Here is a 13,120-nt window from a genome sequence, read left to right as displayed (position 1 = left end):
CCCTCGCTCCAGCCTCCTCAGGGCGGGGGGATCGGTGGGGGAGTCTCGGTGGTGTTGCGTGGGCACTGGTGTACTTTTCGAGTCAGGGACGGGTTATGGGGCCTTACGGGCCAGCACACCCCGCCCTTCCGGGGGCTTCCGCTGCCCCCACTACGGGGGGAGGGGGATGGGATATGCGGGAGTAAACTATCTTGACTTATTTTGTCAGTCCGTTACCCATTCAGGTGATTAACCAATCTGTTGTCTTTCTCGTATCCCACGATTTCGCATGATACGGAATGATAACATTTTGTTTGCCCGTAATATAAGTAAATTACCTTCTTTAATTAGTTTTTGGTAATTTGCGTTTGGCATTATACTCCGCAATTTTTTTATCAAATCCCCTTCGCTTAATATATTCCTCTATAATTTTATCATAATCTGAACGCAGCCTCATTGGTTCTTGTTTGAGAAAGATGGCACTGATACAGGTATCATCCCATTTACTTCCTTTATATACATCTTTTATCGTTATAATGATCTTGCTCGTTTTCTGTGGCAAATTGATTTTATGAAACTGAACAATATCTTCAAAGCTATATTCTATTACAAATCGTGGTGATTCACTTTCTATTGTTATTTGTTTTAATCGGTTATTCGCCTTATACAGATACCGTCTTGATAAATCAATTGCACCATTCAGTACCATTACATGATCTGTTTCCCGGGTAAATTCAACTACAATTTTCCCTCCTATTCCTGGACCTGGTTCTCCCTCTGCCCAGAACAAGGATGCATTATTAAAATTGATTTTCATATCTCCCCAGTCATAAAATGGATGTCGCATCCGTTCAGGGCCATAGGTGATTTTTTCACCTTTTATTGTTTCTGTTAATATTGACCATACCCGAATAGCTTTTATCCCATCATTCCAGAGCCCAGTATCGTTATTTTCATATAAATCCCCGGTTTTTTTAATATCTTTTATTGAGAACATATAATACGCCCATTCAGGGCCACCGACTAAAAATGGGCCCATGCGCGCTTCTTGTCCTCCAAAATACAGTTCAGGTTTAGTTAGATATTTATTTGAAAAATGCAGTATGATATCTCCACCCATCAATACCAAAAACGGTTCATGTTCTTTATCTTCTCCCGTACTCACATATATATACCCATCATCAGCTATTCGTATATCTGATGCGGTATAAATGTATGTCCGTCCATCATAGGCATCTACTATTTGATATCCATTATAATAAGCTCCTACAAGAAAGATTGAATGTGATGGAAATCCTATCCAAGGGTTGTCCATATCCGGTATATATAATTGATGATCAACAGGTACCAGGTAATTGGCATCTGGGAACTGCTGACCTGTAACAGATACGATACTCCATATTAGACATACCATGATAATCAGCATTGTTTTCATTACCAACTCCTCGTTTTATATCGATACGCATATGTGTAGTAGTTATTTTGATCTATCATCGTACTTGCTATACTATATCCTCTCATGAGTCCCCATGATTTCAAACTATTCATGAGATTGGTCATATGTTCTTGTCCTTTTGCCACAAAACAGCCATCACTAAACCCATAATTTGTCCAATGAACCCTCCAACGGCCTTCATCCATATGGTCTTGTCCATGTCCAGTTGGTCCTATGCGTTCACCTGCTATGGTCATGGCATCTGAAATAGTTAAAACTTCTCCCCACCAATCGCTATTATTCTCTGCCCACCGCATATTGAATTTCCCAGCGGCAACAGTATTCCCTTGCACCGTTGGACCAAACACGTATTGCAGTGGCTGGTCTTTTCCGATTGGATTCCCTTTACTATCCTTTTGACCATACGAATTGTCTACTGAGTTCCATATACCTCCAGCCACAATACTCGCGATTTTTTCTCCACTATCAATATCCCATTTTGTAAATTCTAGTTTTGTATTCCCATTCCCAAGATCGCCTGCCTTGCCATCTTTATAGATCTCGTAGGCTCCTGCTAATCTCGTTACCTCAGCGGTTATCGAATACCGTTCATATTCTCCATTTCCTAGATATCTCATCGCTGCATTTCCACGAATTACTCCATCGGTTAAGGTTATACCACTTCCCTCACCTTTCCAACTGTTTCCATCTGCCTGTATACCGCTTTGCTTCATCAATGCTTCACCGATGAGGCGGTCGAACGTATTGTTCTTCACAGCAGATGCGTTGCTTAGGACGGTAGCAGCGAATAGCCGATCTTTACGCATTTCAGCGACTACTTGATCATTAATGCCTAGTACATCCTTAAGCGTTTGATCATCATAGGTCGAAATATCGCTCGGATCTTTCTTTAATAAATCTAATGCTCGATCCTTACCTAAATAATGAACCAATGCTGCAGCAATACTCGTTTCTTTTTCACTTCCAGAAACGAGGGCCCATCTTGTTTTCCCATCATCTCCTACAACTTCTACTCGTAATTCTTTTTTACCATCATTCAGCAATCTCCCATCTTTTGTAAGCCTCCAATAATCCCCGCTCGCATCATAGCCCGCAAGTAGCTTACCCAGGGCTTCATAGTTGTTGTTACTGTTGTTGTCGCTATTGTTGCTTTTCAGTGGTTCCAGGTAGGTGTTCACTTCTCCTGCCATCTCGGTGCCGATGCTCCCCATCCCGTAGGTCTGGGCTAAGGCAAGAGCGGCCCCTATATGGCCCAATACTGCTTGCTTGGTCTCCTGTCTCTGCCCTTCAGTCCCGTCATCCTTCCCGTTCCGGTACGCTTCGTGGGCTAACAGAATGTTGAGGCCAAAGCGGCTGCCATCAGCAAGGGCTCCCTGCCCCAGGTAGATGGTTTTTGTGCCATCCCCATTCGCTTCGGTCTTTGCTTTATAGTCTCCATCGGTCCGCTCTTCGATGTTGGTTTTCCCTTGTAACAACTCCTGGTACAGGGCAAGCTCCTGTGCCCCTCCTACCGAATACAGGGTCCGCATACCGCTGGTGTATTTGTGGGCTTCATCCTGTTTGCTCGTCCACAGTTCTGCGTTCACCCGCCAGGCATCAAGCCCTGCGATACTCTGTGCCACCGTCCCCAGACTCACATCGGCTCCTCCCATCCCCACGTTCATTGTCGCACCATTTTTGCCAAGGTGCAACTCCAGAAGACCGTTTTTCACTAAGTTTTGATTCGCATCTTTTATCCCAAACATACCGAAGTTCAAGACATTGAGTGTGAAGTCTCCCGTAAGGGCGTAGTTTACTCCCTGTCCTGCTAAGCTTCCTATGGTGTTTGAAAGGGTTGCCGCGTTGGCATAGGTTTTTCCCACAAAGCCTTCGAGCCCCAGATTCAGCATCCCGCTTGTGAAGCTACTGGTCATCCCCGTGGCAGCGCTGATGAGGCCGCCCTGGACACCAGCATTAAAGGCGTCAGCAGACCAGCCGAGGCCGAGGAGGTTGCCATCTTTATCATATTGCAGATTAACGGCGTTGATGGCGCTGTTCAGGGTGCTGGTGGTGAGGGTTTGCATACCGCTGAGCATGGTGCTTCCGATAACACCGCCTATGCCTTGCGTACTGTTGGCTACCGTTATCGCAGGGCTGAATACCTGACCCACCCCAACATTCACCGCACTGCAAGCTGCTTTTTTAGTGAACTCAAGGCCCGCTTCCTCCCAGCTCTTGTAGCCCCCACCCACATCGAGCATCGTAAAGACCGCGTCATCGGCCAGGTTCAGGGCGGCGTTCATCAACAGGGAGCCCGCTCCGGGGAGCATGACGCTGGCCGCTATAGTCACCCCGATATCCGTAATACCTCGAATCGTCGGTGCTTTGAACCAGCTACTCCGATCGTCCCAGGCGGGTTTATCCCACATCGGCTTATTCACACTTGCCCAGCCCTGGCTTTCCTTCATCGACCAGTAGATATAGCTTCTCATGAGCCGGCCTAGTTCGCCTGTCCCCTTATCGATCCAGATATTATCTAGACCATCATCCACATTGGGGTTCCCCTTCGTTACCGGGGCATAGCCTATGTGGGCCCCGAATTCGCCGGCCCCTGCTTCCCGTTCTTCATGGTTTGTTTCTTCTATCACTTCCTGCGTTGTTTTGAAGGTGGTCAGCATGGTCCACAGGTCGGTTGCCACGGTTTTCGTCTTGTTGACTTCATAGACAACTTTGCGCTTTGCCTTCGCTTCCTTGCTGTTGTCTGCCTCGGAGCCGAAGATCTTTCCACTTGCTTCCTGCACTTCCTTCTGGGCTTGTCCTATCAGGGCCTGGATGGCGCTGTACTCAAGCTGGGCAAGCTTCGTGTCCGACAGGTCCGTCCTGAGGCTGACCGGCTGCATGAGGTAGGGGGAGCACTTCCCTTGCGTAGTTTCGGGAAGGGGGCTTGTGTACTATTTCTGGGGGTCCTGTCAGGGGAAAACTCATGGGACAGGGCCCATGAGCTTTTCCCCTGACACCCCTCATCACTTTTTCCCAACGCCCCCTTCCCGACAATCACTCAGGCTGTACGGCTGCTGTTTCCGCGGCTCCCCCTCGCTCCAGCCTCCTCAGGGCGGGGGCCTCGGTGGTGGTTAGTTGGCCCTGGTGGGCCTTTTAAATCAGGGGCGGGTTATGCGGCCTTCATGGTCTGCACACCCCCGCCCTTCCGGGGGCTTCCGCTACCCCCACTACGGGGGGAGGGCAGAACTGAATCTATTTGTTATTATGCTAATAGACACTTGACTTTATTAAAGTTCATTTTTTTCATTTTTAAAAATTAACTTCTGTCCCGATATATTCCCATACCTTTGTTTTACCTTTAAGGTAATCTTGTAAACGCATATATTCACCTCTTAAATAAAATCTTCTATAGAAGTCTTCTGCAGAAAATGCAGATTCTCTTATTTGTTCATCATTGAATTTAAAATTTAATTCTATATCTTCTGACGACAATAAAGGTTGTAAGGGCTTATAAAGATACCTCAATGTTTTATCATAGGATGAATATACTTCATTTAACAATATTTTCCAATCTTTTTTTATAACATCCGTTTCTATGAAATCATCCGGTTTTAAGTGTTCACCATGTTTTGCCTTCAATGGTACTTTGACAGTTATTATTCGCTCTACCTTTGCATATAAGGTATTAGCCTCAATTTTCCATTTTCCTATTACAGCTCTTAAAGGAAAATATTTATCATAGTGATTATATAAAATTAATAAAGTACGATCAGGGAAAAAACTCATACTAGATCCATTAAGCACTTGTCTGACCTCTTTTTTAGGTCTTTCAAGATATCCCTCCTTTTTTTCTTGAAATATACCATCTGGTATGCTCCATCTTCCGATAAAATCTATCTCTTCCTCAGATAACTTATATTCTTTTACCATGGGCCCAAAATAGTTCTGATATTCTTTTATTTGTCGAAACCCAGGGAACTCCGCAAAAGCCTGATCATCATTTACCATCTTAAGCCATTTCAGTTCTGCATCGGTAAATGGCTGCGCTTGAGCTAGAATTCCTACAACTAAATATATAGCCATAACTAACTGCATCTTTGTCTTTCTCATACTTCACCATCCTAGTCGATAATATGTAATCCTTTTATAATTTAAAGGAATATCTCTTTCTATACTTCCAAAGGTATATCCAAATGGTAGAATACCAGTAGCTTTTGGAGCACCTACCCCGGCAAAGACCGGTATTGTGAATCCAGGATCATTCCCAGTATTACCATTATATCCTAATAGACCATTACCAGTAATCGGTACAACCCCATTAAAAGATTTATAGGGGGTTGCACTCGGTACCACAAAAGCTACATGGCCTGATTCTGGGTTTTTGTTTAGTACACCAATTACAAGCTGCTTTTCACTAGCTCGATTTGCTGCACTAACCATCGTATTAAGGGCATCTGTCCCTTGGATTTCTGTAAACAAGGGGCTCGATGCAAGCGCTGCTTGCCAGCTATTTGCTCTCAAGAAACCATTTGGAAATGCTGATACCGCTATTCGAGGATCAAGGGATACCAGCTTTTCATACCCAAAGGTGCTGCAATAGGTTGTGTTCCCCTTTGCCTTATACTTCTCCCATTCTGCAGGTGACATGATCTCATTAAAAAAGGTTTCTGCTATCATAGGTGTATTACTGTGGCTCACTACATCACGTTGTTGCTGCTTTTCTAAGCTATTAAATACGCTTCCAAACTCTTGTAATACTCGGATAGAAAAGGGGTCATAGGTGGCACTCCCTGGATTTGACCATTTTGCTTCTGAACTTATAAGTCCATTAATAAGCTTTGGATTCTCTATTCCTCCTTGTAATTCATTTCTATACGTTGCGGTAAACACATCTCGTAGCATGACGGCTTGTATATTTTTACTTAAATCTCGTACATACATCCCTTTTCCCTCATTTATTTCACCTATCGAGGGAACAAAGGGATACCAGCCTTTTTCAGGCAATTTTTTATTCTCTGATAACCAATTCCATTTCTCGGGATCTTTGTCTGCTGAATGGACCAGTCCCATTTGTTTTTCCATAATCGTTCGGGCTGTTGCAGAATCTACTTTGAGTATTTTCGTTAAGGCACTTTCTACGGCCCTATCTGATGATACGCCAAGTTCTTTCCAGCTTATTTCTTTCGTAGTACCATCGGGGTTCTCTATAGTCAGAGAGGCTCGTTTATCAAATACAAGCTTCCCATCTTTTGTAAGCCTCCAATAATCCCCACTCGAGTCATAGCCCGCAAGCAGTTTACCCAGGGCTTCATAGTTGTTGCTTTTCAGTGCTTCCAGGTAGGTGTTCACTTCTTCTGCCATCTCGGTGCCGATGCTCCCCAGCCTATATACCTGCGATAGGGCTAGGGCGGCCCCTATATGGCCCAGGACTGCCTGCTGGGTCTCTACCCGCTGGCCTTCTACTCCATCATCAATCCCGTTCCGGTACGCTTCGTGGGCTAACAGGATGTTGAGGCCAAAGCGGCTGCCATCAGCAAGGGCTCCCTGCCCCAGATAGATGGTTTTTGTGCCATCCCCATTCGCTTCGGTCTTTGCTTTATAGTCTCCGCTGGCAAGCTCCTCTATATTCGTCTTTCCGCTCAAGAGTTCCTGGTACAGGGCAAGTTCCTGTGCCCCTCCTACCGAATACAGGGTCCGCATACCGCTGGTGTATTTGTGGGCTTCATCCTGTTTGCTCGTCCACAGTTCTGCGTTCACCCGCCAGGCATCCAGTCCCGCGATACTCTGTGCCACTGTCCCCAGGCTCACATCGGCTCCTCCCATCCCCACGTTCATTGTCGCACCGTTTCTGCCAAGGTGCAACTCTAAAAGGGGGAGCACTTCCCCTGGGTAGTTCCGGGAAGGGGGCTTGCGTACTATTTCCGGGGGTCCTGTCTTAAAGAAACGAGGGGGCCCCCCTGCCCCCTCGTTTCTTTCCGCCACCCCTCACCACCTTTTCCCAACGCCCCCTTCCCGACAATCACTCAGGCTGTACGGCTGCTGTTTCCGCGGCTCCCCCTCGCTCCAGCCTCCTCAGGGCGGGGGGCCTCGATAGTGGTTGGTGGGCCCTTCTGCACTTTTCGTGTCTGAGGTGGGGTATGGAGCCTTACGGACCAGTCCCCCCGCCCTTCCGGGGGCTTCCGCTACCCCCACTCCTCTTGTCCGCCAGCTCTTCCAATGCTACCATTTTCCCATGTCTTAACCACACGATACAGTTTTGTTAAGATTTCTTTTCTCATTCCCAAGGCCCTAATCACATACTCAAGTCCTGTATCAACAACCCCTTTGTTACGGACCTGGACTTTTCCAAACACTGTTTCAGCATGCTTCGTACACCACAGAAGCAACATTACCAGTACTACAGCACTTATTTCTCATCTTATCATCGTGTACCTCCATTTTGCCATCGTAAGCGTCGCCCATATAGCTCTTCAAGATATTAGCAGATTGGGACTCACCTTTATGGTCATGATATTGTCAATGGCGTTTGCGTTTCCTTATATAAATCAGAACGACCAGGGTGATAAAAACTAGGATGCCAGAAATTACGCTGGCCACACCAATGTATCGTGAAAATGCATTTTTCTTTTCATCTTCGTCATTTAGCATCTGATTTGATGTGTTTGCAGCTTGTGCAGGTGCTTGAGAAGAAGCATCTGATCCCTGGTTGCCGGACGAAGCTTTCAGCTTGTCATATCTACTTTTTTCCGTGTTTATGTATTCCTCGATATTTTCCCAGGGTACTAAAGGTCCACGTTCTTCAAGTCGCGTTTTCCAGTCTTGCCCCTCAATGAACAGTTCTCCGCCATATACCCATCCTTCGAGGTTTTCATCTTGGATATGGTACCAATAATCCTCAACCCCCTGATAGCTCATGTAATTATCTGCACTATCAACAATAACGTTTTTACCAGGTACTATAGTCCCCAGGGATTCGGAGTCAAAACTGGGCTGTGCGTATATCTTGGTTTCTTTCATTACTGTTCCTGAATATCTTACATTCAGAATATAAATGTTACCCCAACCTCCCAGTGGAGAATCGGGGGTCGCCTGTTCAGCAATTAGATACACTGCTATTTTGAAGCGATCAAAGCTGACAGCAACACTAGGTGGATTTCCATCTATCCTGGCCGAGAACAGTTCTTTGGGTATTCGATACAGTTCGTGCTTCTCTGTATCTAGCAAGGTAAGTAGGGTCTGATCACCGTAAGTAAATCTTTCATCAACATCTTTTATTTCGGGACGATTTGTGAGCCAGAATCCGCCTAATAGGGGCTTTTCCCAGCGTTGCATTCCTGGTGAATCCTTAATTATAGTAATTTCTCTGAAAAATCCCGGAAATACAGCCTTAGGATCAAGAATGATCGGCTCTTTACCCAATGATACGATTGCACGCTTTAATCCACCTTCGAATACGAATGATAACTCAATAAAGTCATTTCTTCCAAATTCATCGGGGTCAGCAAAATGTTCATAACCTGTCAACTCTTCCCACTCAGTGATTCTACTATACTTCCTTGTTCGTAAATTATAACACCAATGAAGATGAAAATAATATACATATAAATCATGACTCGAGAGCCAAAAAACCCAAGGCCTCGATCCCCCCATAAATCTTATTTCTAACTTATCTTTAAGCTCTTCATAATACGGACTTGGATCAGGAGTGGGGATACACGTGTCTATTTGTATGTCGATAGACGATAAAGAGGAGAGACAAAATATACTGTGTAAAAGTGCTATCAAAACTGTTTTCCTATTCATAAAATTCAACTCCATACTTAAGAGACATTTTCCAGAACCAAGCAACATCCCTTGTTGTATCAAAATATTTTTTAAGTGAAGCCCGATTTGAAGGATTATCTAACACAGTTTGAGGATCTCCGGATAATCCAGAAAGATACCGAGCCTCTACAGTTGTGGTAATATGATGCTTTAAATAATCACCGAAGAGCGTATCTTCTAGTGGTGAGGCATATTTTAGTTTTCCTAATAAATTATATTCGTCTAAAGTAGCTCTGTACATATTCCAATCTAAATGTGCACCGAATGAAGTTCCTGTGTTACCTACCTTTCCGATTATAGTACCCGCAGTTAACCCATGGAGTGTTTGACCGTCGAAGGTTATACCTTCCGTACCAAAGTTTTTCAAAAATGACATAAAGGTAGAACTTGCTTTAAGATGAGCAAGTTGGTCTTTAGCCACAGTCCCATTATAGGTGTAACTGTTGTTTGCCATTAACCCATACACAGAATTGTAAGCTAACGTGACATTAGTGCTATTCGCTGAGACAACAACATTTTTGCCCCCTACTCCCCTCAAATCTATTCCCGGATGATTTTTAAATGCTTCTATGTTAGAAAGATATCGTACACCTGGTAGGCTCGATGCTTCATGAACCAACTGTCCAGCACCCAGTTCAACTGGTACATAGAGGGGGTTATTTTTAGTTCCAAGGTTGATTAACCTTGATGTATTAATGGCACTAGCATTTTTTCTTATTAAGAGACCTGAATCCTGCACATCGCCTAATGAGCTCATCACATTTGCGATCAACTTTTGTGCTTTCTGCTCATTAATTGGATTGGTTTTTGAATTCGAACCTTCTATATAGGTTATCGCGTCCTCAAGTGCAACACTTGCACCAACAAAGGATAAAATACCATTTCTAAAACTGGTACTATTTGTTCCACCTTCGAAGAAAGCTTGAAAATCCCGATCGCTAAAATGAGGATTCTTCTTTTGGAATTCATCATATTGCTTCATAAGTTCTTCTTTACTAATATTTCCACTTTGGAACACCATGTCTCGAGATGCTTCTAATTTAGGCAATCCAGCAAATTCCATTGCCTTAACCATCTTTGCCATTTCTTCAGGCGATATGTCTCTTCCCATGCCTAGAATACTCAGATCAAAATCTAATTCACCATCCTCTATAAAACCGAATGCACCGGTTCGATAATCACGCACAAGCCTCCAATAATCCCCACTCGAGTCATAGCCTGCAAGCAGCTTACCCAGGGCGTCATAGTTGTTGCTTTTCAGAGCTTCCAGGTAGGTGTTCACTTCACCGGTCATGGCTTCTCCGATGCTCCCCATCCCATAGGTCTGGGCTAAAGCAAAAGCGGCCCCTATATGGCCCAGGACTGCCTGCTGGGTTTCTATCCGCTGGCCTTCTACTCCATCATCGATCCCGTTCCGGTACGCTTCGTGGGCTAACAGAATGTTGAGGCCAAAGCGGCTGCCATCAGCAAGGGATCCCTGCCCCAGATAGATGGTTTTTGTGCCATCCCCATTCGCTTCGGTCTTTGCTTTATAGTCTCCGCTAGCAAGCTCCTCTATATTCGTCTTTCCGCTCAAGAGTTCCTGGTACAGGGCGAGTTCTTTTGCCCCTCCTACCGAATACAGGGTCCGCATGCCGCTGGTGTATTTGTGGGCTTCATCCTGTTTGCTCGTCCACAGTTCTGCGTTCACCCGCCAGGCATCAAGCCCTGCGATACTCTGTGCAACAGTCCCCAGACTCACATCGGCTCCTCCCATTCCTACGTTCATTGTCGCACCGTTTTTCCCAAGGTGCAACTCGAGTAATCCATTTTTGACCAAGTTACCATTTCTATCCTGTATCCCAAACATGCCGAAGTTAAGCACATTCAGGGTAAAGTCTCCCGTAAGGGCGTAGTTTACTCCCTGTCCTGCTAAGCTTCCTATGGTGTTTGAAAGGGTTGCCGCATTTGCGTAAGTAGAACCAACAAAGCCTTCGAGGCCTAGGTTCAACATCCCACTTGTGAAGCTACTGGTCATCCCCGTGGCGGCGCTGATGAGGCCGCCCTGGACTCCGGCGTTAAAGGCGTCGCTGGACCAGCCGAGGCCGTGCTCTGCGTCCCAGGTGATGGCATTAATGGCACTCGAGGCGGTACTCGTGGTAAAACTCTGCATTCCACCGACCATGGTTCTTCCAATGACTCCGCTTACACCAGGGGTGCTGTTCAGGGCTGTCACCGCTGGACTGAATACCTGACCCACCCCAACATTCACCGCACTGCTGAGGGCTTTCTTCCCGAACTCAAGGCCCGCTGCCTCCCAGCTCTTGTAGCCCCCGCCCACATCGAGCATCGTAAAGACCGCGTCATCGGCCAGGTTCAGGGCGGCGTTCATCAACAGAGATCCCGCTCCGGGGAGCATGACGCTGGCCGCGATGGTCACCCCGATATCGGTGATTCCACGAATCGTCGGCGCTTTGAACCAGCTACTCCGGTCGTCCCAGGCGGGCTTATCCCACATAGGCTTATTCACACTCGCCCAGCCCTGGCTTTCCTTCATCGACCAGTAGATGTAGCTTCTCATGAGCCGGCCAAGCTCGCCCATACCACGATCCTGCCAAAGCTGTTCCAGCCCGTCATCAATATTTGGGCTTTCTTTTAACACCGGGTCATAGCCGATATGGCTCCCAAACTCGCCGGCACTCCAGGTCTTCGTCTGCCGCAGATTTTCATCATCATAGGTTTCATCTTTATATACTGGGACTTTGGTAACCACCAGGTTGCCGTCGCTATCGGTTGAGGTGACTTCCCGCTCCCCTATCTGCACCTTCCTCGTCTTAAAGAACTTGACTATTTTTGTCCGCTTTTCTTTCGCCTCCTCGCTGTTGTCGGTCTCGGAGCCGAAGATCGTTTCACTTGCTTCCTGCACTTCCTTCTGGGCCTGGCCTATCAGGGCCTGGATGGCGCTGTACTCAAGCTGGGCGAGCTTCGTGTCCGACAGGTCCGTCCTGAGGCTGACCGGCTGCATGAGGTAGGGGGAGCACTTCCCTTGCGTAGTATCGGGAAGGGGGCTTGCGTACTATTTCCGGGGGTCCTGTCAGGGGAAAACTCATGGGGCAGGGCCCATGAGCTTTTCCCCTGACACCCCCCACCACCTTTTCCCAACGCCCCCTTCCCGACAATCACTCAGGCTGTACGGCTGCTGTTTCCGCGGCTCCCCCTCGCTCCAGCCTCCTCAGGGCGGGGGCCTCGGTGGTGGTTAGTTGGCCCTGGTGGGCCTTTTAAATCAGGGGCGGGTTATGCGGCCTTCATGGTCTGCACACCCCCGCCTTTCCGGGGGCTTCCGCTACCCCCACGAGGGGAGAGATTAATAATTTCTTTAATTATCAAAATTAAATTAATAAATTCATTATTTTTTATATATAGTATTTATTATTTATTTCCTTTTAAAACCTCTTCTTTTTGAAAATTGCCTAAATGTATATCATCCATAACGAGCCAAATACCATTATATGCTTTGCCCAGAATCGATTCGCTTCTTCCAATTTTATACTTAGTACCATTATCTGATAATAGAAAATAATTTCTTTCGTCAAAAATTAAAGTACATATCTGATGATTCCCTTGATAGTTAAATAAACATTTATATCCGTTTATAGTCTTTTCGATAAGGATAAAATCTCCACTTGAATCTATCTCACCTTCTGAATTTAATAACAACCACTTCCCAATGAGATTATCCATACTCAACTCTTCAATTTGTTTCAGTTCATTCGCATTATTATTTTGTTCAATAAGTATTGGTTCCTTACTATTTGTTGCATTTTCTTGTTTAGCTATTGGTTTAGTACAGCTTATTATAAAAATTATAAGAACTATTCCTTTATAGTATTTACGCATAATTAG

Annotated in this window: 7 protein-coding genes; all 7 read right to left on the bottom strand. The window is 45.8% G+C overall.

Annotated elements, in window-relative coordinates:
- Positions 1-322: 322 nt before the first annotated feature.
- Entirely contained in the window at positions 323-1,414 is a 1,092-nt protein-coding gene (locus SPICA_RS14755; protein ID WP_013968534.1) for an NADase-type glycan-binding domain-containing protein, read from the bottom strand.
- Entirely contained in the window at positions 1,414-4,314 is a 2,901-nt protein-coding gene (locus tag SPICA_RS05435) for a hypothetical protein (RefSeq protein ID WP_013968533.1), read from the bottom strand. The genes SPICA_RS14755 and SPICA_RS05435 overlap by 1 nt, the downstream gene beginning before the upstream one ends.
- A gap of 409 nt (positions 4,315-4,723) precedes the next feature.
- The gene (locus tag SPICA_RS05430) at positions 4,724-5,524 is read right to left on the bottom strand and encodes a hypothetical protein (RefSeq protein WP_013968532.1); all 801 of its coding nucleotides are present in this window, start codon (positions 5,522-5,524) and stop codon (positions 4,724-4,726) included.
- A gap of 3 nt (positions 5,525-5,527) precedes the next feature.
- Positions 5,528-7,396: a hypothetical protein gene (locus tag SPICA_RS05425; protein ID WP_013968531.1), complete on the bottom strand. Its 1,869-nt coding sequence runs from the start codon at positions 7,394-7,396 to the stop codon at positions 5,528-5,530.
- A gap of 534 nt (positions 7,397-7,930) precedes the next feature.
- Positions 7,931-9,217, bottom strand: coding sequence for an SH3 domain-containing protein (locus SPICA_RS05415; RefSeq protein ID WP_013968529.1), 1,287 nt, complete (start codon positions 9,215-9,217; stop codon positions 7,931-7,933).
- The gene (locus SPICA_RS05410) at positions 9,210-12,242 is read right to left on the bottom strand and encodes a M23 family metallopeptidase (RefSeq protein ID WP_013968528.1); all 3,033 of its coding nucleotides are present in this window, start codon (positions 12,240-12,242) and stop codon (positions 9,210-9,212) included. Before SPICA_RS05410 ends, SPICA_RS05415 begins: the two co-directional genes overlap by 8 nt.
- A 404-nt stretch (positions 12,243-12,646) precedes the next feature.
- Entirely contained in the window at positions 12,647-13,114 is a 468-nt protein-coding gene (locus SPICA_RS05405; protein WP_013968527.1) for a hypothetical protein, read from the bottom strand.
- Positions 13,115-13,120: the final 6 nt, after the last annotated feature.

This window comes from Gracilinema caldarium DSM 7334, from assembly GCF_000219725.1.
Lineage (GTDB): Bacteria > Spirochaetota > Spirochaetia > Treponematales > Breznakiellaceae > Gracilinema > Gracilinema caldarium.
This window is presented reverse-complemented; position numbering and strand designations above follow the sequence as displayed.

Coding starts and splice junctions, on each gene's coding strand:
- SPICA_RS14755 (WP_013968534.1), bottom strand. CDS start 1,414: ATGAAAACAATGCTGATTATCATGGTATGTCTAATATGGAGTATCGTA.
- SPICA_RS05435 (WP_013968533.1), bottom strand. CDS start 4,314: ATGCAGCCGGTCAGCCTCAGGACGGACCTGTCGGACACGAAGCTTGCC.
- SPICA_RS05430 (WP_013968532.1), bottom strand. CDS start 5,524: ATGAGAAAGACAAAGATGCAGTTAGTTATGGCTATATATTTAGTTGTA.
- SPICA_RS05415 (WP_013968529.1), bottom strand. CDS start 9,217: ATGAATAGGAAAACAGTTTTGATAGCACTTTTACACAGTATATTTTGT.
- SPICA_RS05410 (WP_013968528.1), bottom strand. CDS start 12,242: ATGCAGCCGGTCAGCCTCAGGACGGACCTGTCGGACACGAAGCTCGCC.
- SPICA_RS05405 (WP_013968527.1), bottom strand. CDS start 13,114: ATGCGTAAATACTATAAAGGAATAGTTCTTATAATTTTTATAATAAGC.